20 protein-coding genes are annotated in these 23838 nt (G+C 59.7%); 4 read left to right on the forward strand and 16 right to left on the reverse strand.

Annotated features, from left to right (window positions below; translation table 11 throughout):
- Position 1: 1 nt before the first annotated feature.
- The 4 genes from JQ616_RS16105 to JQ616_RS16120 all read right to left on the reverse strand — a co-directional run bounded on the left by JQ616_RS16105 (position 2) and on the right by JQ616_RS16120 (position 4072).
- A complete protein-coding gene (locus tag JQ616_RS16105) occupies positions 2-469 on the reverse strand; it encodes an acyltransferase (RefSeq protein ID WP_212015790.1) in 468 nt (155 codons plus the stop codon).
- The gene (locus JQ616_RS16110) at positions 466-1527 is read right to left on the reverse strand and encodes a Gfo/Idh/MocA family protein (RefSeq protein WP_212015792.1); all 1062 of its coding nucleotides are present in this window, start codon (positions 1525-1527) and stop codon (positions 466-468) included. Before JQ616_RS16110 ends, JQ616_RS16105 begins: the two co-directional genes overlap by 4 nt.
- Positions 1528-1746: 219 nt before the next feature.
- On the reverse strand, positions 1747-2763 hold the full coding sequence (locus JQ616_RS16115; protein ID WP_212016330.1) for an NAD-dependent epimerase: 1017 nt from the start codon (positions 2761-2763) through the stop codon (positions 1747-1749).
- Positions 2764-2782: 19 nt separating this feature from the next.
- Positions 2783-4072, reverse strand: coding sequence for a nucleotide sugar dehydrogenase (locus JQ616_RS16120; protein ID WP_212015794.1), 1290 nt, complete (start codon positions 4070-4072; stop codon positions 2783-2785).
- Between the two features lie 418 nt (positions 4073-4490).
- On the opposite strand from JQ616_RS16120, the gene asnB (JQ616_RS16125) reads away from it, so the two are divergent.
- Positions 4491-6425 carry an asparagine synthase (glutamine-hydrolyzing) gene (gene asnB, locus JQ616_RS16125; RefSeq protein WP_212015796.1) on the forward strand — a complete coding sequence of 645 codons (1935 nt, stop codon included), beginning with the start codon at positions 4491-4493 and terminating at the stop codon, positions 6423-6425.
- 1 nt (position 6426) lies between these two features.
- Here the strand turns inward: asnB (JQ616_RS16125) and JQ616_RS16130 are convergent, their stop codons facing one another.
- From JQ616_RS16130 to JQ616_RS16180, 11 genes are all read right to left on the reverse strand, one after another.
- Entirely contained in the window at positions 6427-7602 is a 1176-nt protein-coding gene (locus JQ616_RS16130; protein WP_212015798.1) for a glycosyltransferase, read from the reverse strand.
- 108 nt (positions 7603-7710) lie between these two features.
- Entirely contained in the window at positions 7711-8520 is an 810-nt protein-coding gene (locus tag JQ616_RS16135) for a class I SAM-dependent methyltransferase (RefSeq protein WP_212015801.1), read from the reverse strand.
- A 22-nt stretch (positions 8521-8542) separates the two neighbouring features.
- Positions 8543-10135 (reverse strand): glycosyltransferase, encoded by a 1593-nt coding sequence (locus JQ616_RS39790; RefSeq protein ID WP_212015803.1) that lies wholly within the window; start codon positions 10133-10135, stop codon positions 8543-8545.
- Between the two features lie 120 nt (positions 10136-10255).
- Positions 10256-12418 carry a methyltransferase domain-containing protein gene (locus JQ616_RS16145; RefSeq protein ID WP_212015805.1) on the reverse strand — a complete coding sequence of 721 codons (2163 nt, stop codon included), beginning with the start codon at positions 12416-12418 and terminating at the stop codon, positions 10256-10258.
- 43 nt (positions 12419-12461) lie between these two features.
- On the reverse strand, positions 12462-13325 hold the full coding sequence (locus JQ616_RS16150; protein WP_212015807.1) for a TylF/MycF/NovP-related O-methyltransferase: 864 nt from the start codon (positions 13323-13325) through the stop codon (positions 12462-12464).
- Between the two features lie 8 nt (positions 13326-13333).
- Positions 13334-14677: an ABC transporter ATP-binding protein gene (locus JQ616_RS16155; protein WP_212015809.1), complete on the reverse strand. Its 1344-nt coding sequence runs from the start codon at positions 14675-14677 to the stop codon at positions 13334-13336.
- Positions 14674-15423, reverse strand: coding sequence for an ABC transporter permease (locus JQ616_RS16160; protein ID WP_212015811.1), 750 nt, complete (start codon positions 15421-15423; stop codon positions 14674-14676). The genes JQ616_RS16155 and JQ616_RS16160 overlap by 4 nt, the downstream gene beginning before the upstream one ends.
- A 47-nt stretch (positions 15424-15470) precedes the next feature.
- The gene (asnB, locus tag JQ616_RS16165) at positions 15471-17414 is read right to left on the reverse strand and encodes an asparagine synthase (glutamine-hydrolyzing) (RefSeq protein WP_212015813.1); all 1944 of its coding nucleotides are present in this window, start codon (positions 17412-17414) and stop codon (positions 15471-15473) included.
- 325 nt (positions 17415-17739) lie between these two features.
- The gene (gene nusG / locus JQ616_RS16170; protein WP_212015815.1) at positions 17740-18249 is read right to left on the reverse strand and encodes a transcription termination/antitermination protein NusG; all 510 of its coding nucleotides are present in this window, start codon (positions 18247-18249) and stop codon (positions 17740-17742) included.
- Positions 18246-18953 (reverse strand): winged helix-turn-helix transcriptional regulator, encoded by a 708-nt coding sequence (locus tag JQ616_RS16175; protein ID WP_249136809.1) that lies wholly within the window; start codon positions 18951-18953, stop codon positions 18246-18248. The genes nusG and JQ616_RS16175 overlap by 4 nt, the downstream gene beginning before the upstream one ends.
- A gap of 274 nt (positions 18954-19227) precedes the next feature.
- Positions 19228-19455 (reverse strand): hypothetical protein, encoded by a 228-nt coding sequence (locus tag JQ616_RS16180; RefSeq protein ID WP_212015817.1) that lies wholly within the window; start codon positions 19453-19455, stop codon positions 19228-19230.
- Positions 19456-19475: 20 nt separating this feature from the next.
- Here JQ616_RS16180 and JQ616_RS16185 point away from each other — a divergent pair, with 20 nt between their 5' ends.
- The 3 genes from JQ616_RS16185 to JQ616_RS16195 all read left to right on the forward strand — a co-directional run bounded on the left by JQ616_RS16185 (position 19476) and on the right by JQ616_RS16195 (position 22904).
- Entirely contained in the window at positions 19476-20675 is a 1200-nt protein-coding gene (locus tag JQ616_RS16185) for a glycosyltransferase family 4 protein (RefSeq protein ID WP_212015818.1), read from the forward strand.
- A 327-nt stretch (positions 20676-21002) separates the two neighbouring features.
- A complete protein-coding gene (locus tag JQ616_RS16190) occupies positions 21003-22322 on the forward strand; it encodes a hypothetical protein (RefSeq protein ID WP_212015820.1) in 1320 nt (439 codons plus the stop codon).
- A gap of 54 nt (positions 22323-22376) precedes the next feature.
- The gene (locus JQ616_RS16195) at positions 22377-22904 is read left to right on the forward strand and encodes a hypothetical protein (RefSeq protein ID WP_212015822.1); all 528 of its coding nucleotides are present in this window, start codon (positions 22377-22379) and stop codon (positions 22902-22904) included.
- 17 nt (positions 22905-22921) lie between these two features.
- Here the strand turns inward: JQ616_RS16195 and JQ616_RS16200 are convergent, their stop codons facing one another.
- The gene (locus JQ616_RS16200) at positions 22922-23737 is read right to left on the reverse strand and encodes a hypothetical protein (protein WP_212015824.1); all 816 of its coding nucleotides are present in this window, start codon (positions 23735-23737) and stop codon (positions 22922-22924) included.
- Positions 23738-23838: the final 101 nt, after the last annotated feature.

Genomic DNA, 23838 nt, shown 5'->3' on the forward strand with positions numbered 1-23838 from the left:
CCTATTGGCCCGCCAGCAGCCGGCGCGCCGGATTGCCGGCATATGTGCCTGGCGTCGTGATATCCTTGGTCACGACCGATCCGGCGCCGATGACGACATCGTCGGCGATCCTGACCGGCATGATCGTGGCGTTGGAGCCGATCGACACGCGGTTGCCGATCACGGTCTCGCGCCACAGTTCCTTGCGTCCGCGCGCCGGGCCGCCGGTGGAGAACGTGTCGTTGACGAACATCACGCCGTGCCCGACGAAGCAGTCCTCGCCGATGGTGACGAGTTCGCAGACGAAGGCATGCGACTGCACGCGGGTGCGCGCCCCCACGACCACGCCCTTCTGGATTTCGGTGAACGGCCCGACGAAGCAATCGTCGCCGAGCGTGCAGCCATAGAGATTGCAGGGTTCGACGATCTTGACGCGTTCGCCGTATGCGACATCGCGCACGCCGGCCTGATGCACCTCGGGCCGGTTCACGAAACGACACCCAATCGGCTCATCCGCGGCGTGAAGCGCAGCGCGACCTCCTCGCCGGTCTCGATCGATTCATAGAGCGCCGAGATCAGCTCCAGGCTCTTGCGGCCCTCGAGCCCGTCGACCAGCGCCGCGCGCTGGTTCTCCAGGCAATCGACCACGTGATGATAGTAGGCTTGGTGGCCGAAGCCGTAGACGTTGGGCGGGTTGACCGAGAACTTCTCCACCACGTCCTTGTCCGACGGCAGCTCGCTGACGAAGCGCCAGTGCCGGATCTGGTTGACCGCGAAACCGGAAATCTCGACGGTGCCCTTTTCGCCGAGGATCGACAGCGAGCCCTCGAGATCGGTCGGGCGCGCCGCGGTGGTTGCCTCGATGATGCCGAGCGCGCCGTTGCGGAACTTGAGCGTTGCGACCGCCGTGTCCTCGGTTTCGATGTTGGCGAGCGCCGTCGCCGCGCGCGCGTGCACGCTGACGACATCGCCGAAGAACCACTCCAGCATGTCGACATGGTGGCTAGCCTGATTGGTCAGCACGCCGCCATCATAGGCCCAGGTCCCGCGCCAGTCGTCCTGGTCGTAATAGCCTTGGTCGCGGCACCAGCGCACCCTGACCGTGCCCAGGATGAGCTTGCCGAAACGGCCGGCATCGAGCGCCTCGCGCGCCTTGACCACCGGCACGTTGAAGCGGTTCTGCTTGACGATGAACATCTTGACGCCGGCCTCGTCGCAGGCCCGGATCATGTCGTCGGCATCCTGCAGCCGCAGCGCCATCGGCTTCTCGACCACGACGTGCTTGCCGGCTTTGGCGCAGGCGATGACATGCGCGGGATGCAGCCCGCTCGGCGTCAGTACGGCAACCGCGTCGATATCCTTGCGGGCCAGGAACTCGTCCATGTCGTAATGGGCCGGGACGCCGAACTTTCCGGCAACCGCATCAGCGCGCGCGCGAATCGGATCGCAGACCGCGACCAGGCTCGCCCCCGCGATGTGATTGCCACCCAGGAGATCGGAGTGACGCTTTGCGATGCGCCCGCATCCGAGCAGGCCAAATCTGATCATGCAACAGGCCCTGTCTTGTCTCGTGGCCGGCCATTGCAGCCGGCCGAAGAGCCGAGGGAACAAGCGGCCTTGCGGGCCGCGCCATGCCGTTCCATTACCCAGAAAACCCGGGATAAAGCAAGGCCATGCGCCGATCAGGCCGCGGACTGCGCGCCGATCCCACCATGTTTGTCACAGGCCGGCAGGGAGCAAGCTCGATCCCAAGGTGTCGGCCGCCCGTCAAATCTTGTGGTACTCGCGGTACCACTTGATGAATCGCGCGATCCCATCCTCGATGCTGGTCGCAGGCCGAAATCCGATGTCCCGCGCCAGATCTTCGATATCAGCATACGTCGCCGGCACGTCGCCGGGCTGCATCGGCAGCAGTTCCTTGATTGCTGTCCGGCCGAGCTCCTTCTCCAGCACCGAAACGACGTGCAGGAGCTCCTCGGGGTTATTGTTGCCGATATTGTAGATCTTCCAGGGCGCCCTGCTGCTGGAAGGATCGGGCACGGCGGTGGCCGGGATTGATTTGCGCTGAGGCGGACGTCCCATGAGACGGATAATTGCTTCGGCGATATCGTCGACAAAGGTGAAGTCACGCCGCATGTCGCCATTGTTGAACAGCTTGATCGGCTGGCCGCTCAAGATCGCCTTTGCGAAGATGAACATCGCCATGTCCGGACGCCCCCATGGACCGTAGACGGTGAAGAACCGCAGTCCGGTGGCGGGGATGCCGTACAGATGGCTGTAGGAGTGCGCCATCAGCTCGTTGGCCTTCTTCGACGCGGCATACAGGCTGATCGGATGATCAACATTGTCATGCACCGAGAAGGGCAGCTTTGTATTGCTGCCATAAACTGACGACGACGACGCAAACAGCAGGTGTTCGCATCCGTTGTGGCGGCAGCCTTCAAGAATATTGATAAAGCCTTCCAGGTTTGCATCCACATAGGCGTGTGGATGCTCCAGCGAATAGCGCACGCCAGCCTGGGCGGCGAGATGGACAACCACAGGAAAACGATACTCGGCAAAGAGCGACTTGATGCCCGCGCGATCGGTCAGATCGAGCTTTACGAAAGTGAAGTTCGGGTCGCGCTTCAGGATTTCGAGACGCGCTTCTTTCAGGCGAGGATCGTAGTAGTCATTGACGATGTCCAGGCCGACGACCTTGCGGCCTGCCGCCAGCAGGCGCCGGGCAACATGAAAACCGATGAACCCGGCGGCTCCGGTGACCAGTGGTGTATCGTATGTCATCGCGTTCTCAGCCATCGTTCTATAGCCGCCAGAGTTCGATACCAGCCGGCGTCACGCCTCGATCGAGCTTCGCCTTGACGTCGAGAATGAGGCCCGTACCGCCATCCAAAAGTCGCTGAAACAGCGGCCATCCACCTGCCAGATAGCTGTCGTGCGCCACGGCCAGGATAACCGCATCCGCCGGCTGCAAGGCATCCAGATCAGTCAGCGTCAGCCCGTATTCGTGTTTTGCATCTTCCGCGTTCGCGAGCGGATCATGCACCTGAACGTGAATCCCGAATGTCTCGAGCTCGCGGATGATGTCGACCACGCGGGAGTTGCGCGTATCAGGCACATTTTCCTTGAAGGTCAGGCCAAGCACCGTGACAGTGCCTTTGCCTCCCCTTCCCTTCCCACGAAGCAGCATTCGAACACATTCGCGGGCAATGCGCTGCCCCATGCCATCGTTGATGCGGCGACCGGCCAGGATGACCTCCGGATGGTAGCCCGCTCGCTCTGCACGAAAAGTCAGATAGTAGGGATCGACGCCGATGCAGTGGCCACCAACGAGGCCGGGCTGAAACGGCAGAAAATTCCATTTCGTGCCCGCGGCCGCCAAAACGTCGCCCGTGTCGATATTCAGCACCTGGAAGATCAGCGATAGCTCGTTCATGAACGCGATGTTCAGATCGCGCTGCGTGTTCTCGATAACCTTTGCGGCCTCGGCGACCTTGATGGACGGTGCGCGATGGACGCCGGCCGTCACGACGGACCCATAAACGTCAGCGACAATGTCGAGCGTTTTGGGATCCTGAGCGGAGACGACCTTCATGATGGTCTCGAAACGGTGCAGCTTGTCACCGGGATTAATTCGCTCGGGGGAATACCCAACGGCGAAGTCCACTCCCGGCTTCAAATGGGAGACCCCCGCCAGGATGGGGATACATTCCTCTTCGATCGCGCCGGGGTAGACCGTCGATTCGTAGACGATGATGTCGCCCTTCTTGAGCGCACCTCCGACCGTGCGCGATGCGGCGATCATCGCACCCAGATCCGGTCGGTTCGCATCGTCGATTGGCGTCGGCACGGTGACGATGAAGAAATCCGAATCCTGGATCGCTGCCGGGTCCACCGAGAACGTCAGCGACGCATGACGAAGATCGTCGGCGTCGACCTCGCGTGTCCGATCATACCCCTCGCTGAGCTCGGCAACACGGCCCGCGTCCACGTCAAAACCAACGACGGGCATCCCCTTGCGTGCGAAGGCAACCGCAACGGGAAGGCCGACATAGCCCAACCCAATAACTGCAATCTTTCGGAAATGTGACATCAAGGAAGTTCCGGGCTCAAACGTACCATCGACGCCGGTTGTTTAGCCGCCATACAGCTGACGTCGCAAGAGCCAAAGTCCTTAAGATACCAAGGATTCTGCCGCAAAAAGCGAGCGCTATTGCCAGGGTGCCCCAAAGAGAATACCAAGGCCGAATACCCGTTCCGGCCCCTCTTTGACGCACCCGCGACAGGTCCGAATGCGTCGGCTCCTCTGTCGACCCAATACCGGCATCGCTCTATCCGGCGCGCTGGGAAAACCTGCATGGCCATTGGTCCGCGCCTGAGCTAGGGCATCAACCGTGGATTGTTGTCTTGTCGTGGTTCAGATGCGAAATGAACTGACTCCGCTGGAACGGCAAATTCCCGGGTTCGGCGCCTGTCCGCTGACCGATTTGCCAGCCTTCCGGTAAGGCACAATGTGCGGAATTGCCGGATTTCTCGCGGACCCCAGCCGCCGGACATCAGTTGATCAGCTGAAATCCATTGCTGACGCCATGGACGTCAGCCTGGAACATCGTGGACCCGACGATCACGGGATCTGGGTCGACGCCGAAGCCGGTGTTGCCCTCGTTCACCGCCGCTTGTCGATCGTGGATCTTTCGCCAGCCGGACACCAGCCCATGCACTCGGCCGACGGCCGCTTCGTGATCGTCTATAATGGCGAAGTCTACAGCCACCTTCCAATCCGGACCGAGATCGAAGCGACTGGTCATCGTTTTCGCGGACATTCGGACACCGAGGTCCTGCTCGAATCAATTGCGCGGTATGGAGTCCGCGCCACCGCCGACCGGCTGATCGGCATGTTTGCGATCGCGATCTGGGACAGGCAACAGCGAACCCTGAAGCTCATTCGCGACCGTCTCGGTATCAAGCCTATCTATTGGGCCAGGATCGGCGGGTTGTTCATGTTCGGCTCGGAGCTCAAGGCGCTTCGCCAGCATCCGGGCTGGACGCCCCGGATCGAACCGGCGGCGGTCGCCTCGTTCATGCGGCACAACTACATCCCCGCTCCACACACCATCTATCGGGATGTCCACAAGCTCGAGCCGGGAACCATTCTGACCCTCGAATTCGGTCGCGAACCACAGACCGAGAAATTCTGGGATGCCCGGCGGGTCGCTCTCGACGGGCTCAGCAACCCGCTCACCGGAGACGATCTGTCGCTGGTCGATCAACTCGAGACGCTTCTTGTCGATGCCGTCCGCAAACGCACGATGGCGGACGTGCCGCTCGGGGCATTCCTTTCCGGCGGAATCGATTCATCGACCGTCGTCGCGTTGATGAAGGCCGCAAATGTCGGACCGGTAAAGACGTTCTCGATTGGCTTCGAACAAAAGGCCTTTAACGAGGCACCTCACGCCGCCGCGATCGCCAGGCATCTCGGGACGGACCACACAGAACTCATCGTGACGTCGCAACAAGCGCTCGATGTCGTACCGAAGCTTTCCGAGATCTTCGACGAGCCGTTCGCCGACTCGTCGCAGATTCCGACCTATCTGGTTTCAGCGATGACACGCAAACACGTCACGGTCGCGCTTTCGGGCGATGGTGGCGACGAACTCTTCTCCGGCTACAATCGATATCAGCTGACCCGGCGCTCCTGGAGGATGCTGTCGCTGGTGCCGGCCCCATTGCGAAAGGCACTGGCTGCGGGCCTGACCTCGGTCAGTTCGGAACGATGGAACGCAATCTTCGACTACCTTCCGGAGCATAGCTATCCACGACTGCCCGGCGACAAGATTCATAAATTCGCGAGCGTGCTCGGGCTGAACGATGCCGATGAACTGTATCGAAGGCTAATCAGCCATTGGGATCCGGGCAGCATCACGCCGGGCGTAGCAGAAACGCGTGGGGTCTTGTGGGACAGCTCGGTGCGAACCGACTTTCCGAATTTGCTCGATCGAATGCAATTCCTCGACGCGGTGACGTATCTTCCCGACGATATCCTGACGAAGGTCGATCGTGCGAGCATGGCGGTCGCGCTTGAGGCCAGAGTGCCGCTTCTCGACCACCGCGTTGTCGAGATGGCATGGCGGCTGCCGCATTCCGTCAAGATCCGGCGCGGCGTCAGCAAATGGCTGTTACGTCAGGTTCTTTACCGCCATGTTCCGAAAGGCCTGATCGAGCGTCCGAAGATGGGCTTCGCCGTGCCGCTTGACGAATGGCTGCGCGGGCCGTTGCGGCAATGGGCAGAAAATCTACTGTCCGAGAGGCGATTGCGGGAGACCGATTTCTTCGACGTCGCCCTCATTCGCCGGCGCTGGGCCGAGCATCTGTCGCGCAAGCGCAATTGGCAGTACGCGCTGTGGGACGTGTTGATGTTCGAGGCCTGGCGCGAACGCTGGGGATAAGTCACTTCGACAGCCGGATGCTCGCGATCTCGCCGGGCCTCTTGCCTTGCGATAAGCCGGCGTAAAGATCCTCGTAGCGCGACACACACGCATCCAGGCTGAAATTCCTTTCGGTGCGGTCCGCCGCCTTCACGCCCATTCGGGTGCGCAATGCCCCGTCCGCCGCGAGACGAAGGATCGCCTCGCTCATCGCCTTGGGGTCGCGCGGCGGCACGATGAACCCGGTTTCCCCGTTGATGTTCGCTTCGGGATTTCCGCCGACGTCGGTTGCGATCACCGGAAGCCCGGCCGCCATGCTCTCGAGAACGGCGTTCGAAAAGCCCTCCTCATGCGAGGACAGGACGCTGACGTCCGCCGCGCACAGGAGATCAGGCACCTCACTTCTTGAACCGAGAAACAGCACGTGATCCGCGATCCCGGAATTCGACGCTTGCTCGCGCAGCGTCGTGCCGATGCCGTCGTCCCGCCCCACCACCAGCAATCTCCAGCCGACCGGCAAGTCGGCGTTCGCGATCGAAAAGGCCGCGAGCAAATCCTGGTGTCCTTTGTAAGGGATGAGGTTTGCCACGATGATGAAAACGAGGGCCTCTTGATCGATCTCGAGCGACGCACGCACGCTCTGCCGTACCATCGGAGGCTGTCGATACCCTGCGAGATCAATGCCGTTATAGATCAGCCCGAGCCGATCTTCCGGGACGTTCTCGTCATCATGCAGTTGACGCACGACGCTGTTCGAGTTTCCGAGAATCGCCGTCATATGGTGATGCAGCCTGGCTTCGATCGCGCCACTGAAGCGCATGTTCCGCTGATAGTAATTGAGGCTTCGCCGGCTCATGACGCGAACCGGAACGCGGGCCAGGATCGACGCCGGCGCCCCCAGGATGTAGGCACCCGGCAAGAAGAAATGAGCGATCGCCGGGCGAAATCGGCGCATGACGCGACAAAGCCAAAGCACCGTCTCGGCGAGACGCGCGAGGGTCCGGATCCGCGATCTGCCGCCGGACCGTGGCACGGCCGGACGAACGATCACCTCGAAGCCAGCCGCCTCCAAACCGTCCGCGAGCTTACCTCTTTCAGTCAGGCAGCAAACCACCGGCTTCCATCGGGCGCGATCAAGCCTTGGGATGATCTGTGTCAGATGCCGCTCGGCTCCCCCGACATCGAGGGAGCCGATCACGTATATGATGGGGAGTGGGCTCATTGCCTGGAAATCAATGACGTCCTCGCCGCAACCGCGATCGTTCCGTCACGGTCACATGGTGGCAGAGGACGCCGCACCGTTTCGCTATGAATTCCGCACAAACAGGAATTCGGAATTTGCTTCGCCGGTTGCGATCTTGTCGAGTTTGAAGCCCATCTTCTCGACGAAATCGATGGCGTCCTTGTCGTAGACGAACTCCATGGGCCAGCCGCCGAGCCAATCACGGATGTCGGTGAATTTGTTCATGCCGCGCATTTTCTTGTATTCGCGCACCCGCCGGATGAACGCGGGCAGATTCCGTGGATCCTTGTACATTTCGAAACGCCAGACGTACCAACCGTCCATAAGCCTGCGCTGCAACCAACCGGAAGCAACGTATCGACGCTTCACATCCAGCCAGAATTCCGGAGTCGGGTCCTTCTGCACGTCAGCCGAGTAGAGTGCGATGTAGAACAGTCCCCCCGGTTTCACGCGGCTAGCCGCGTTCTGGATCGCATGCCAGACTTCACCGGTGTGATGCAGCACGCCCCACGAATAGACCAGATCGTAGAGCGGCAATTTGCTGACGTAAGCATCGTCGAGAACCGACCCCTGCTCCGCGGTCCAATTGGCGGGATTACCCGCTTGCGACTGGACAAACTTGCTGGCCCGGACCGAATCCGGATCATAGTCAAAACCATCCACCCGAGCGGCGCCTGCGTCCAACATGGCAATCGAATGGAGCCCGCTGCCACAACCAATATCGAGAACCGTCAGGCCATTGAGATCGGGACGTCCCATGAACTGAAGAATATGACGCTTCGAGGTCTGAACCTTCTCCGAGTCAAAATTCTTCTGAATAAAGTCGTGCCAATTCTTTCCGAACTCGAAGCGCTTCTCTTCTACCTGGTCCATCAAATTGTCCTCTGGAATCCGTTTAACCATACACCGCGAGCGTTTCATCGATCGCACGCTGACCCCCGAAGCGCTTAAACGCGAACTCAGGACCATCTTTCGCCGCAGCTTCTCGCCACTGGCCGTCTCGCAAAAGGCGCACGATTTGGCAAGCACCCGATGCAGCGTCCCAGTCCTGAAGAACCCAGCCTGACTTGCCGTGATTAACAGCCTCCGGGGCGCCACCCGCCGGCGTCGTCACCGCAGGTACGCCCAGGAACTGCGCTTCGACCAGAACGTTCGGAAGCCCCTCCGCACGGGACGTCAGAAGCATCAGGTCCATGCTGGCCATAGCGGCCATTGACTCCTTCAGATGTCCCGCGAAGAACACGGCCCCCGCCAAATCTTCGGCGGCCGAGCGAGCCTCCATGGCTGCACGCAGAGGTCCATCTCCAACGATCAGAAAGCGCACTTCGGGCAGATCTCGGCGGATGAGCGCCGCTATCTCCAGCCACAGCATGGGGCACTTTTCCTCGGTAAAGCGCATCACGGTCCCCACAACCAACGCACCGGGTTCAATCCCGACACGCTGTCGGAGCTTGATACAATCCGCCTTGTACTCCGCCAACTCGGACTCATCAAAGGCATAACCGTTGCGAACGACGCCGATCGAGTTCTTGGCCAATCCAAGCCACGACTCGTAGGCCCTGGCACCAGCCGCACTGTTGTTGATCATCTTGACGCCTGGCTGGCGCGCCAGCCACCGGTAGCTTTCACGCATGTAGGGCTGATGAAAAACGAAATTGATCGGCGGCAGACTACGTTGCGAGATGATTATTTTGGGAACGCCCGTCAGCACCGCTGCGATGCCCCCTTTGATGTTGACTTCGTCGAGCCAGAGGTGGGCAATCTCGGGGTGTTGCGCCGCCAATGTCTTGGCATAAAGAGCCACGTCGCCGCGCAGTTCCAACGGCAAGGTATCAACGACGCTCCGCAGCGCCGGATCGAGGTCGCTGTCGGCTTCAGCGCCGATGACACTGGCTGCAATATCCTTGGACTCCAGCTCCGGCAGAAAGAACCTGCTGACAGGAGAGGATAGATAAACGCAGGCAACGCGGATGTTCAGCTTCCTGCCCTCACGAAGCCCCCGCGCGGTGACCACCAACTGGCGCTCTGCACCGCCTGGTCCAAGCGTTCCAATCATCATCGTCACGCCGCGCCGTCGCACAATCGAGCTCCTTGCGCCCGAAACATCTTGCCGCTTCAACTGGAGGTCGAACTTCCGAAGGGCGCGACAATGATGCCCATCAGGCATCGCCAGGACGAGCTTGAGAATTCGAAGTTCGACACGCTCCGCCATGCTGAGTTCCGCTGGATTACGCGCCAGCAGGGGACGACAGCGAGCCATCTTCGACCAACCGAATAAGTACGCATCCCTGAACGTGACGGATGGAGGCTGACGCAACAAATACCGCCGGACAAATGCAATCGCGCGGTGTGGCAAATTGCGACGGATCCCCTTCGCGAATGCCTTCGCCACGAACTTCGGACCGTCTGCAAACATGGCGACGGCCCGCTCCGGCGGCCGCCACGCAGCATTGCCCTTCGATGACGTTGTTTGTTCCTCCTCGTTCACGTTCTTCGTCCCCTAGACAAATGGCCCGGCTGGCCTCCGTTCAAATTGTGCGATCAGGACTCGCCCGCCCCGCTTGAAAGGCACGATGGGTTCCGCACGACCGTCGACCCATTCGCTCGCTCACGATCGATAGATCCAGGACGGGAGTTTGGCCGTAAACCACTGCAGCGCCCAGGATCGTTGCGGTCGGTCTACCTTCTCCGGAACCGGCTCAGCCGACGGAACAGCTTCGACAACCTTGCTCTCAACTGCCGAACGGACGGCAATTCCATGGCGAGCGGCAAGCATCCCGTCAGCCATGAGCTCCACACTAAAGGAAGTCTTGACGTGTTGCGGCGCCAGTTGCGCAGCTTTTTTTCTCCAGCGCAAGTTGCCCAGCAAGTCAACGATGGTATCAGCCATGATTCGCGCCGTTGCGTCGGGCTTGAATATCTGCCCCGTCGCACCATCCAGCACGGCCTCGGGAGCACCTCCGGCGGAGGTCGTAGCTACGGGAACCCCAAGCGCCTGCGCTTCGAGAATGACGTTTGGAAGACCCTCGATACGCGACGCCAGGAAGAACAGGTCCATCGCGGCAATTGCGGCGGCTGGGCGCAGTTCCAGATCGGCAAATATCAGCGCGCCGGTCAACCCAAGCTGTTCGGCGTGAGCGCGAACATCATCGAACCGCGCACCGTTGCCCACCAGCAAGAAGCGCACATTCGGCATCTTCTCACGGATCATCGCCGCGACATCGAGCCAAAGGAATGGACGTTTCTCCGTCATCATTCTGAAGACGCCACCAACAATCAACGTCTTCTTGTCGATCCCCAGCGCGGCTCGATACTGCTTTCTCAGGACCGCCGGTTCAGCATCATTGTCTAGGTCAAGTCCGTTGTGCACGACCTTGATCGCCCCCTCCGGGAGCTCCAGCCACTCGGCATACGCGCGCGCACCAGCGCGGCTGTTATTTAGCATCTGCAGGTTCGGCTGCTGTGCCAGGAACCGATAACAATCACGATGATATCCGTGATAGTAAGGGAAATTGTAGGAAGGCATATTCCGAAAGCAGAGCAACGTTCGAGGGATCTGCAGTACGGTCGCCGCAATGCCGCCTTTGATGCAGACTTCGTCCATCCAGAGATACACCGTCTCAGGATTTACGTCGGCGAGAAGATCGTAATACGCCCTCACGTCAGCGAGTTCGGGCGACAACACTTCAAACGGATCAGGATTTGCGACCTTCCCCGTTGCGGGCGGAGATTTCGCGGTAGAGAAGCCATCGATGATCCTGACGCCCGCCTTTTCCAGCCTGGCTCTGAAGAAATTCTCGCGCTCCGTCGCCGGCGGATGGACGAGCGCCACAGCAACTGAATCCACCCCTCTCGATACGATCTGCTCGACCAAGGCGACCATTTGCCGTTCGGCGCCCCCGGGGCCCAACGAACCAATGATCATCAAGATCCCACTGCGATGCGGCGACGCCTTCGCTGCCGATACGCTTGCTTGAGCAGCAAGAGCCTGAAACGTCGACAATTGCTTCTGGTAGTCGGTCGCGCGCCCTTTCTGTCCGATGTACAGAAGTCGATTCCCCGCCCCGGCCTGAGCCGGCTTGTTCTGGCGTATGTTCTCGAGCCAATCCGGTAGAGGATCGACGATAGGCTTTCCGCTCCAGAAGGCATCGTGCGGGACGAAGATATTGTCGTCGAATCCCACTCGGTGCGTGACCACTTCATCGACACCGAATCGCGAGAGAAGCGCTTTCAGTGACGACTGATCGAGCGAACGGACGTGCTGCCAACGGTGAAACAGCAAATTGCTGACCGGACAGTACGCCATGTCCAGATCGAGGTCTTCGTTGTTGGGCGTGGTGATGACCAGGATGCCCCCCGGGCGCACAAAACGCGCCAAGCGATCGAGCGTGACGTCCAGGACTTCGTCCAAGACATGCTCGATGACCTCGGACATGATCACGACGTCGAAAGTCTCGGTCGAATCATCGCCCACGACGCCCAGGAATCCGTCGAAATTCTCCAGCGCACGCTGCAGATTTGCCGCGCGCCCCTTCGACGGCTCGTACCCCGCCACCGTGAGGCCACGCTGCGCCATGAAGCGAAGCAAGTGACCGTCGCCTGCACCGAAATCGAGAATGCGCCCGTACTTCGGAAGTATGTGGTCGATAGCCGTAATGACGCTACGGCCCCCAAGCTTCGCGAAACTGAGTTCGGTCAGCCGGGTTTGCCCCACATTGTCCCAGAACCGATTAACCAGTTCGGGAGTCCACTTCAACCGTTCCGCAGCCATCTCAGAGCCTTTTCACCATTGTACGAAGCAGCTCAGCCCCATTCTACTGCTTAATCGTGAAGGCCTGCCCCGTTGGCAGGAGCGCGAGGTTCTCGGCCTTCGATTCGAAGAATTCGTCAGCTGCTTGTTTCGCACCCGGGCATGATTTGAACCCGTGATCATCAAGCAGGATGATGCCCCCCGCAACCATGCGGGGATAAAAGAACTGCAGCGAGTCGAGCGTGGGCTGATAGAGATCGACATCGATGTGAACAAAGCGAAACCTGCAGTCGGCCGCCTCGGCAAATCGCGTGGGGATCCAGCCCTTGTAGATCCGATAGTTGTCGAACCCGCGCAAGCTCTGGGTCAACTCGTCTTCGGCCGCGGTCAGCGAGCCCTTCCGCCAGTATGTGCCATCGACGGAAGCCGGCTCGGACAACCCCTCGAAACTGTCGAAGAGATGAATGGACATCGGCATTTTCCTGAAGGCCTGGCACAGCAGGTAGGCGGTGGCGCCCCTGTACGTGCCGCATTCGGCTGCATCGCCGTCCAGGTTAACGACGAGTTTCAGCAACTCATTCATCGCGTATTTGCGATCAAGCGAATGCCAATTCCCTACATCCATGAACCTCATGTAGTAGGCCAGGAATGCTTCATCCTCGAGGAATATCCGAGCGAACTCGGAGAATTTGAACTTCGGATAGATCGCTGTCGTCAGCGCCTCAGCGGAGAGATAGCGCTCGAACTCCGAGGATTCTAACTCCAGCCCACGCTTCAAGACGGTGAGAAGTTGAACGGCCTTGTCCGGCGCAAGGCTCTCGATCTCCGCCGCCAGCCGAGCAGCATCAGAGCTATAGACCGGCACCGGAGCGGGCTGCACCGCAACTTCGGTCTCGGTCTTCGCGCGCGTTCCCAGCAACGGGGCCATTATTCGCTTCAACATCCTCCGACAGCTCCGCTTACCTGGGCGACATTCTCTTGTTCAGAGGAGATCACGATTTCACTCTCCAGGTTGACCAAGGCCGTCGTGAAAGCCCCTTTCGTACCAACAACCCGGAATTGTATGGCATCTTCGACGAAATCGATCTTTGCACCATCATGGAGATGCGCGGCGCCGAGCGTTAGAAAGAAGTCGCCCGCAGCCAACCACATGGTGCAATCGCACGCTATCGTCAGAACGTCGCCGGCCCGGGCTTGCCACGCCACGCCATGGCTCGTCAGGTTGGTCGCCCCCCAAACGACGGTGCCCCTGCGGTCCTTGATTGCAAAACCACAGGACAATGCCGGAATGTCCGCATCGCATCGAAACCGCATCGAAAAGCGATAATTACTCCCACTCTGGAGGAGGGTTGAGCGTCGTCCGTGCTCATCGAACACCCCCCAATCGAGCAGACGCCCCTCACCCGATCCATATCGAACCTTCGGCGCGATCTCCTCCGCCGGCAGCTCGGAATCGTCGGCATTCTCGACAGTTATTTGACTGATTGCGTTCTCCAGCCCGGGGGACGATGCCTCTTCGGCCTTGGTCGCCGTGCTCGCCTCCGTCTTGCCAAACAGCAGATTGTGATAGACCACCGATATCGGCCCCGCCTCGCCTTCCGCGAAGACTCTCCCGCCTTCTAGAATCAGGGCGCGATCGCAGAAGGTCGTAATGGTGTTGGTGTCATGCGAAACAAGCAAGATCGTCGCATTCTTCTGCTTCAGCCGCTGGATCCAGCCGAAGCATTTCATTTGGAAACGCGCATCGCCGACTGAGAGAGCTTCGTCGACGATCAGGATATCCGGCTCGACGCTGATCGCGGTAGCGAACGTGAGACGCGCCTGCATCCCGGTGGAATAGGTCTTGAACGGCTGATCGATAACGTCGCGCAGTTCGCTGAAGTCGATGATCGAATCGAGCTTGCTCTCGATTTCCGCCTTGGACATTCCGAGGCACAGGCCGCCCATGAAAATGTTCTCTCGGCCGGTGTAGTCCGGGTGAAACCCAGTTCCCAGTTCGAGGATGGCGGTGATCCGACCGTTGACTTTCAGATCACCCGACGAGCGCTCCAGCGTTCCGGCGATGATCTTGAGCAACGTCGATTTTCCGGCTCCGTTGCGCCCGAGAACTCCAACAATCTCGCCGCGCTTCAGGTCGAGATCGATGGACTGAAGCGCGACGCGCTCGGTGTGGCGCGGAGCGCGACGGATGATTTCGACGAGCGGGTCGATCGCATGCTCATAGACGCGATACGCCTTGCGAAGTCCCCGGGCACTGATGGCGATTTCTTTTCCGGTCATAGCGCGTCGCCAAAGCCGTGTTGCAAGCGGGTGAACACCGCGTAGCCAATTCCCAGGCAGGAAAAGGCGCCGAGGGGAAAGACGATCCAGGCCGCCGGATGCTGAAAGCCTCCGAAATAAAGCGCGTCCTGCCAACACCAAACCTGGTAGCTGAACGGATTCAGGTGAAAGACCCAGTTCATCCAGGACGGCGTCGCAAACGGGTTGAACAGGATCGGCTGCGCGAACAGATTGACGGTGCAGAAGATCGTCACGATGTCGCGCAAATCGCGGAAGAAGATACCGAGGGCCGACAGCATCAGAGCGACGCCGGTCATCGCAATGAGCTGGATCGCAATCAGGAACGGGACAGTCAGAACCATGAACGTCAGAGTTCCACCAACCGCGGCGTAGCCGATCGTGAACAGGAGCGCGATCGAGTATGGAAGCGCGGAGGCGATCGCAGTCTTGACCGGCAATACCACGACCGGGAAGATGATTTGCTTCACGAGACTCGCATGAGCGGTCAATATCGTGGTGGAGCGGGCCAGCAAGTCCTGAAACGCCAGCCACGAGACTATGCCGATCAGGACATTGACGGCAAAATCGGGATGACTGCCGCTGCCGCCTACGCGGGTCGGGAATACATAAGCGAACAGCAGCGAGTACATCAGCATGAGCAGCAGCGGATGGCCATAGGCCCACAGCGCGCCCAGGAGCTGTCCCGCGTGACGATCACGCAATTCACGCTTCACGAGCTCAGCCACGAGTTCGCGATGCCCGTACATCGAGCCAAGAAGTGACGGCGCCGCTATCACAGTGAGACCTCCGGATTAGCCGACAGCCAGGCCTGTGCCATCAGGACGTTCCACAGCGGATAAGCCCAGTTGGCACCGTCCAGATGCGCCTGCCATCGCTCACGGATCGGGGCGTAAGCGAACAATCCCTGGTCCTTCAGCCTTTTCTCAGCCAACAATTCTTCCGCCCAATTCCTCAGTGGCCCTCTCAGCCATTCCGCCAACGGCACACCGAACCCCATCTTTGGACGGTCAAGCAGTCCACGCGGGACGCGACGATACAGCACCTCGCGCAACGCCCATTTGGCGACGCCATCGCGGTACTTCAGATGCCTGGGCAAGGTCCAGGAGAATTCCACGACCCGATGATCCAACAGCGGAACCCGCGCTTCCAGCCCAACAATCATGCTCGCGCGGTCGACCTTGGTCAGGATGTCGTCAGGCAGATAGGTGAGCGTGTCGATCAGCATCATCCGGTCGAGAAAGTTCGGAACATCGCTCGGAAGACGCGGATCCCACAGCACGCCCTTGGTCTCGGAGGCTCCGATCACCAGATCGTCCGGGCTATGCCAATGGCTCAGCATCCCGCGATAGAGTGTGTCGGGATCGTCTTCGAGGATGGCCGGGGCATACCGTTCAACTTTCGAGCCAAGACCATTTATCCGCCAGCGGCCCGGCAGCACCTGGCCAATCTGATCCAGGGCGCGCGACGGGACCGCACGGAGACCACGCGCCAGCACGCCGCGCAAAGCCCCCGGGGTGGGGCCGGCGACCTTTCGCATGTCGAGCGCGTAGGCATAACGGCCGTAGCCCGCGAACAATTCATCGCCCCCATCTCCCGAAAGCACGACCTTGACGTGCTGGCGGGTCAGCTCGCACACCAGAGCCGTCGGCAGCTGTGAGGAATCCGCGAACGGTTCGTCGTACCATTGCGGCAGATGCTCAACCATGTCCAAGGCGTGCGAGGCATCGGCGTACAATTCGGTGTGGTCGGTCCCGAGATGACGCGCGACCTCGCGCGCGAACGGCGCCTCGTCAAACCCCTTCTCCGCAAAACCGATCGAGAATGTATTGATCTTCCGATCTGCGGTCTCGGCCATCAACGCGGTGACGAGCGAGGAGTCGATGCCGCCCGACAACAGCGAGCCGATCGGCACGTCGGCAACCAAGCGGCGTCTCACCGCATCGGAGAGCAAGGCATCAAGGCGATTGATCGCTTTGTTCTCGCCGATATCCGATCTGCCGCGCACTGAGTTCTCAACGATGCTTCGGAGATTCCAGAAGCGCTCAATCGAAATTTCGCCGCCACGCCCGGTCTTGAGCATGGTGCCCGGCTCAAGCTTGTAGGTATCCTTATAGACCGTATGGGGCGCTGGAATGTAGTTGTGGCGCATGAACGCGGCCATCGCGTTTCGATCCAGGACCGGCGTCCAGCCCGGAACCGCGCGCAACGCCTTCAATTCCGAGCCGAAGGTCAGCACCCCGTCAATCACGCTCCAGTACAGCGGCTTGATTCCAAGGCGATCGCGCACAAGAACCAGGTCGCCGGTCTGCTTGTCGTAGAGGGCGATGGCGAACATGCCGATCAAGCGCGGCACGACATTCGCGATGCCCCATTCCGCGCAAGCCTCAAGGATGATCTCGGTATCCGAATGGCCTTTGAGCCGACGATTTGTCCGCTCGAGATCAGCCGCAATCTCGGTGTGGGAGTAAACCTCGCCATTGTAGATGATGACAAATCGACCGCATCCCGACGTCATCGGTTGCGCGCCCGTCGGGGACAGATCGCGTATCGCCAGACGTCGGTGGCCGAAGCCCACCCCCCGCTCATTGTCCAGCCATGTGCCCCGCGAATCCGGCCCACGGTATGCGAGGCTGTCCGTCATGTCGTCGAGGACGCGCTGCGATAGAGGCCCACGGCCAGTTGGCCGAAGCCGCAAGAATCCCGCAATGCCGCACATCGCTACGCCCCCCTGCCCTTGGCGGTCGACGTAAACAGATCACCGCAAAAAGCCGCACGGCGAGCAATCGGCATCTTGCGCAACGAATACCGGACCGACAGACAGGCCACGATGCTGCTGCGGCTGGAAACGCGCGGCTTCCGCGGAATGATCAACATCACAGGCAACACCGGTCACTCAGAGCAAATGAAATCATCAGACTACGTCGCCCCCAACACCGAAGGTGTGAACTTTCCAAGCTACCGCAGTCCGGGTGGCACTGAAGCCACCGGAACGGAATGCCCGATTTGCATGCGGCCGATTGATCCGCACACGTCAGGCCACTTCAAGCAGCCGCAACCAAGCCGGCCTCGATCGAGACCCGGACCTTTCGCCCCAACAGGTCAAGCAAGATCGCGACACGATCGCGATCAGCCAACCCGTCAAACAATCCGAGACTGTCGGCGAATATTCCCGCCGACACACGCACCTTCTCACCCAGCGAAAACCTGGGGCGTTCATCAAGCTTAACGTAGCCGCCCGCACCCTCGCGCGCCTTCAGTGAGGCGATGACATGTCGCGCGACCGGCGCAGGATCCGAGCCGTTGCAGACAAGCCGCGCAACACCCGAGGTCGACTGAATGGAACTCCAGCGCTGGGCCTGCATATCGATTCGAACGAAGAGATAACGCGGGAACAGCGGCGCGGCGACCTGATCGACCTTCCGAGCATGACTCCGGCGCTTCAGATAGCGAGGCAGGTACGGCTCGAAGCCTTGGCGCAGCAGATTGCAAGCTGCTTTCGCTTCTGCATTGACATGCGTCTGGACGACGTACCAGGCATCGACAACGCTCATTGCGCCACATCCTGACGCTCGGGGACATTCAAGCCCAGGAGGCTTGGAACCAGCACACGGCCCGGTCCGTAGAGGCGCACCGCCTCATCGAAGGCCCGCCCGGGATTGACCACATCGGTGATCATCACCGCGTCAAATGCAGCGGCAACACGATCGTAGCCAGAAACCACCGACACCCCGACAAAGCGCGTCTCACCCGCGTCTTGATCGACAATTGCGACAATCGAAACGCCGCAATCGACCGCCGACAGCATGGCAATCTCGGCCAGGTCCGACTTTCCGCAAAGTACGAGATTCTGGAACTGCTGCGCCCTCGCCAACTGCAGGACTCGCGCACAATCAGCCTTGGCCTGACGAAAGAACGAGAACGAAGACGACAGGTACTCCACGGTCAGGCGCGATTTTTCAGCGAAGCCCTTTGGCGTCAGGTAATAGGCGTAGCGGCGCGCCGGCGCCTGACTGACTTTGACGAGGCCCTTCTTGATACATCGCTTGAGATACGCGTTCACGAGACCGAGCGCGATACCGAGCTCTTCCGCGATGCGACGCTGCGATTGCGCGCCATCATCGACGGAATTAAGCAGATTGAGGACGATCCTTTCGTCCTCGCCGCTAGTTCCTGGCAACGCGCGGTCCATTGAAATTCCTTTTCCGTCCGCGACTGATACCGCGTTCACGTCGTGAACGTCAAGTCCGATGTTCATTACACGAACACCATAATCATTTGATATTATGTATGAATTTTTCCAGCGGCCAGATCGCCAAGAGTCAGATTGAATGACATGCTGACGACAGCATCGAACGAACGACGCCGCGCGCCTGCAATTCGCCTTCCGCCTTGGGATGAGCGGTCAGCCGATGCGATCGGTGGCCGCACCGCGCAACTCAAAAGTAGCGACATCGAAAACGACCACACTCTCATCTGCTCGGCAGCCGCTGGTGGACAGACCCGTGCGGCGCCACCGGCGTCCATGCGGGTTATTGCCCACGTCCAAGCCGATGATGCACGCCAACCATGTCGCTGCCACCTGCAATGCTGGCGGCGATGCATTGTCCCGTGTTACGGTTTAGGCCATTCGTGACGATGGCGGCGATGCTGATCGGCCCGTCGTACCAGATCTGCGGCTTGCGGCGCTGAACCGCGCTCTGCTTTCGAGACGATACAGATTTCTCATGCCCCCGCTTACCGGTGACCGGGCTTTCCACGATCCTGATTCGACTGACCGATGAGTTCCCAAGACACCAAGCTACAGGGTCGCATCCTCTACATCGTAAACGAGGACTGGGCCTTCCTGCTCAATCGCCTCCCGATGGCGCGGGCCGCGCGTGACGCAGGCCTTGAAGTTCATGTGGCAACCAATGTGAGCAGCGGCGCCGCTTCGATCGAGGCGGAGGGCTTCGTTCTTCACCATATTCCATTCCAGCGCGGTCAGCGGGCGATGCCGACCGCCGCGGCGACCCTGAAAGCCATCCGGGAGATAGAGAGCAAGATCAAGCCAAGCATCGTGCATCACTCCGGCGTTCAGTGCTGCGTCTTTGGCTCGCTGGCGGCACTCGATCAAACGTTCCCTGTCGTCAACGCGATCACCGGGCTCGGCTACATCTTCACGTCATCGAGCTCGCGGTCGCGTTTGCTGAAGCGAGTCCTGACGCGACTGCTCCCCTGGCTGCTCAATCGGGATCGAAGTTACACGATCGTGCAAAATCCCGACGATCGTGAAGCGCTTCTGGCTCTCGGCGCCAACCCCGACCGCATGTCATTGATCCCAGGATCCGGCGTTGACGACGAATCATTGCAGCCGCTGCCTGAACCGGAAGCCCCCATCACGGTTGGATTCGCGGGACGGTTGCTGGTCGACAAGGGTATCCGCACGCTGGTCCGCGCCTATGATTTGCTGCGCGATCAGGGGCACGACATCAACCTGATCATCGCAGGAAATCCCGACTCGGCCAATCCATCGTCCGTGTCACGCGAAGAGATCGATGCTTGGGTGGCGCGGCCGGGCATCACCTGGCTCGGACACATCGACAACATCGTCTCGCTGTGGCGGGCTTCGCATATCGCGGTATTGCCTTCGTATCGTGAAGGGCTTCCGGGAGCGTTGATGGAAGCGGCCGCCTGCGGCAGGCCCCTGATTGCAACGGACACTCCCGGTTGCCGCGAGATCGTCCTCAGCAACCAAACCGGCCTGCTGGTCCCGCTTGAGGATCCAGCGGCCCTGTCGGCAGCAATTCTGCAGCTTGCTGAATCGCCCGAGCTGCGGGCAAGCTACGGTGCGGCGGCGAGGCGCCGCGTATCGGAGCGGTTCTCGGCAAGGATCATCGGTCACGCGATCACTCGGCTGTATGGTGACATATTAACGCATGGTGAGATATTGTTGGCTACTTCGAACGCCCGAACAAATCCGTACACGCCATCTCGCTGAGATCGGGTCGAGGCAACGATCTACCCGTCGGCGGCATCAGCGCCGAATTGCGGCGGCAGCCGGCCTGAACCGATCCCGCCGCGCTGAAGCCATAGCCAGGTCACGATACACTGCAACATGCTCAATATGCTCCGCATCCGCGCATCAGATCAACGAAAAGAGGGCGAAAGCCTTCGCGGCAAAGATTGCCTCCCTGAGCCAACTGAAGCGCGCCCACTGCCCTAGCAGGTTGAATTCTCCGATCTTCAGGTCTGCCGATCACCAGCCGTAATCATTTTGCCGCATACAACCTGCAGCAGGACCAGCATGAACACGAGTGAGACCGCGATGGAAGGCAAGATTTCAACACGCGCGAGCTTGACCGCACTGATATCCTTCCACATCGTCGCCTGCTGCGTTTCGCTCGCCTACCTCAGCCGCGGCTACGGCAGCTACCACATTTATTATGATCCCGCATTGCTTGGCACCGCGATCGCCACGATCGTCCCGTTTGCCATTCTCTCTTACCTGTTCCTCCTCGTTCCGTTCAGCTTTGGCTACTTTCTCGGTTTCTATTTCTACACCATGGTCCTTGGGTACCTGTGGCTGAATTGCTTCTCCCGCTTCGAGTACAATCACTGGCTCAGCGGGGCCTCCGCGGCCGCATCGATAATAGCATTCCTCATCCCATCGCTGTTCGTGACCTCCCCGATCCGACGAAGGTTCACGATTGGCGATGCGACCTTCGATCGCGCGCTGACATTGATCCTGGCACTCGGCGTGATCACGATCCTGATAGCAGCGAGCTATAGCTTCAAGATGGTCTCGCTGGATGAGATGTACGACTTCCGCGACAAGATCAACATGCCTTCCGTGCTCATCTACGGCATTGGAGTCGTTTCGAACGCCCTGCTGCCGTTCGCTTTTGCCTGCTTTGTGGAGCGCCGAAGCTACTGGCGAGCCGGGCTTACGCTCGTCGTGCTGCTGCTTTTCTACCCGATCACCTTGAACAAGGTTGCCTTCTTCACGCCGACGTGGCTTTTGGCCATGGCTGTGCTCACGCGCCTGCTCGATAGCCGGATCACGGTTGTCGTCTCGCTATTCGTGCCGCTCCTCGTCGGTATCGTGTTGTACGCAGTCCTCGGCTTACACGACACGCGCTATCTCGAAATCGTCAATCTTCGGATGATTGCGACACCTTCAAATGCGATGGACATCTACAACGACTTTTTCTTCAGTCACCCCCTTACGTCCTTCTGCCAGATCACATTTGTCAAAGTCCTTGTCTCGTGTCCCTATTCCCATCAGCTAGGCGAAGTCATGCAGAAGGCCTACGCGCTCGGCAATTTCAATGCCTCGCTGTTCTCGACTGAGGGGATCGCGTCGGTCGGCTCCCTGCTGGCGCCGATCCCGGTTCTGGCCTGCGGGCTTGTGATCGCACTTGCCAATCGATTTTCCTCGGGTCTTCCTCCCCGCTTCATCCTCATATCGGGTTCGATCCTTCCGCATATCCTCCTGAATGTCCCAATGACAACGACCTTGCTTTCGCACGGCGGAGCCGTTCTTTTCCTGCTATGGTATCTAACGCCGCGCACGGCGTTTGCATCGCAGAGCGGAATGTCAGCTCCTGCCGCCGTCGGTGAACGGCTTGAAGAGCGCCTCGCATGACCGTCAAGCGTTCGATGCCGGCTAGCGATCGCACCCGGAGCAAGGCAGCGCCGCATGTCGCGCCGCTCGATCCTTCATCCTGATCTGCCAACTGGACACGACATGTCGAAGCAATTTCAGCGAAGGCTCATTCTCGCAAGCATGGTTGGCGCGATCCTGTACGTTCCGCTCGCGCTCTACCTGGACACATTACCACCCTGGCGCGAACCAGACCCGGGGGTCATCCGTCCGCCCTTCAAGCATTATGGCGGCAATGCCTGGCAATATCTGACCCTGATCCCCGGCTCCGTCTCGGACAGCAATGATGCGCAAAATCGATCTCGACTTGAGCTGACAGAAGACAATCACCCGCTCGGACCAGCCCATAGCTTGCACGTAGACATCGCCGAGAAGGGAAGTGGACGATACTCCTATTGGTTATCGTCCCTCATTTTCTCGACCAGCGACAACAGCAACCCAAATACGAACGGGCGCGTCTACCGCGTTTTCGATTCCGGAGCCAAGGATCCCTTCACATCTCTCCGAACTGCGCATCGTCCAAGCTTGTTGAGCCGGCTGTTCCCATCCAGGTTCAATCACTGAGCAGCTCGATCTTGCCGCTAGGTGGATCGGGGAGATTTTGATCGGACGCCAAAAGCGACGCACGGAGCAAGCAAGATCAATCCTATCGCGATTGAGTTTGCGTAGTAGAAAACGGACTCTTGCATCGCCTCGATGTGCGAGGCGTATTCGGGATTCAGATAATCCTCATTGTCGGCTCGACTTGATACATAGCCGTAGATTTGACTGGCGTTTGTCCAGCCCGCTTTCGTATACTTTGTTACAATCTCGCCTCGCAAGATGCCGCGACGCACGTCGTATCTGTAAGCCGAGATCCCATAATCCGGATCGACCAGGTACTCGTGCCCGCCAGCCGCAAACTTCACCAGCACGTGGCCGCCGACACCGAACGCCCAGGCATTGATTCCATTCTTGCGAAGAATCTCGGAAGCGATCACTGCCCGCTGGCCACAAAAGCCGCATATCAGCGCATGTTTCTCAAGAAGGCCTTCGCTCCAGATCAGCTTCCCGTCGATGAGCCGGAACTGAGCAAGCGCTCCGGAAATAACCCGCTCGATTGGCGTCAATGAGAAGTTCCCCGGCTCGCAGTTGTAGCTGGAGCTATGAACTGCGAGCGCGACCCGATTCGCATAGGCGATGTCGTCGGTCTCCGAAGGATGCCTTACCAGTTCGGCGTCCGGAACCTCGCCGAGCGTGCGCCCCTTAACATAGTCGTATCCGGGCACACCGACTTGCCGGCCTCGCGATTGCCTGGGCAGAAGTTGCGAGGCAGAAACAGCCATCAGCAAAACTGCGACAATCGTCCCCGATCGAGCCAATACTTTGAGCTCTTGCCGACTCTTCAGCCAGTTCATCAGCGACGGTGCTCTTCGTTGAGACGCTCTCGAGTTCCGTGCTACGCTTACAAGAAACGAGAGCCAAACGCTTCACGCCAAGACATCACAATATTTCGAAC

Source organism: Bradyrhizobium tropiciagri (assembly GCF_018130545.1).
In the GTDB taxonomy this organism is placed as follows: domain Bacteria; phylum Pseudomonadota; class Alphaproteobacteria; order Rhizobiales; family Xanthobacteraceae; genus Bradyrhizobium; species Bradyrhizobium tropiciagri_A.

Excerpts from the sequence above, each read along its gene's own strand:
- JQ616_RS16175 (WP_249136809.1), bottom strand. The coding sequence starts at position 18,953 with ATGAACATCGGACTTGACGTTCACGACGTGAACGCGGTATCAGTCGCG.
- asnB (WP_212015813.1), bottom strand. The coding sequence starts at position 17,414 with ATGTGCGGCATTGCGGGATTCTTGCGGCTTCGGCCAACTGGCCGTGGG.
- JQ616_RS16150 (WP_212015807.1), bottom strand. The coding sequence starts at position 13,325 with ATGGCCCCGTTGCTGGGAACGCGCGCGAAGACCGAGACCGAAGTTGCG.
- JQ616_RS16155 (WP_212015809.1), bottom strand. The coding sequence starts at position 14,677 with ATGACCGGAAAAGAAATCGCCATCAGTGCCCGGGGACTTCGCAAGGCG.
- JQ616_RS16135 (WP_212015801.1), bottom strand. The coding sequence starts at position 8,520 with ATGGACCAGGTAGAAGAGAAGCGCTTCGAGTTCGGAAAGAATTGGCAC.
- JQ616_RS16190 (WP_212015820.1), top strand. The coding sequence starts at position 21,003 with ATGGAAGGCAAGATTTCAACACGCGCGAGCTTGACCGCACTGATATCC.
- JQ616_RS16110 (WP_212015792.1), bottom strand. The coding sequence starts at position 1,527 with ATGATCAGATTTGGCCTGCTCGGATGCGGGCGCATCGCAAAGCGTCAC.
- JQ616_RS16185 (WP_212015818.1), top strand. The coding sequence starts at position 19,476 with ATGAGTTCCCAAGACACCAAGCTACAGGGTCGCATCCTCTACATCGTA.
- asnB (WP_212015796.1), top strand. The coding sequence starts at position 4,491 with ATGTGCGGAATTGCCGGATTTCTCGCGGACCCCAGCCGCCGGACATCA.
- nusG (WP_212015815.1), bottom strand. The coding sequence starts at position 18,249 with ATGAGCGTTGTCGATGCCTGGTACGTCGTCCAGACGCATGTCAATGCA.
- JQ616_RS16120 (WP_212015794.1), bottom strand. The coding sequence starts at position 4,072 with ATGTCACATTTCCGAAAGATTGCAGTTATTGGGTTGGGCTATGTCGGC.
- JQ616_RS16200 (WP_212015824.1), bottom strand. The coding sequence starts at position 23,737 with ATGAACTGGCTGAAGAGTCGGCAAGAGCTCAAAGTATTGGCTCGATCG.
- JQ616_RS16145 (WP_212015805.1), bottom strand. The coding sequence starts at position 12,418 with ATGGCTGCGGAACGGTTGAAGTGGACTCCCGAACTGGTTAATCGGTTC.
- JQ616_RS16115 (WP_212016330.1), bottom strand. The coding sequence starts at position 2,763 with ATGACATACGATACACCACTGGTCACCGGAGCCGCCGGGTTCATCGGT.
- JQ616_RS16195 (WP_212015822.1), top strand. The coding sequence starts at position 22,377 with ATGTCGCGCCGCTCGATCCTTCATCCTGATCTGCCAACTGGACACGAC.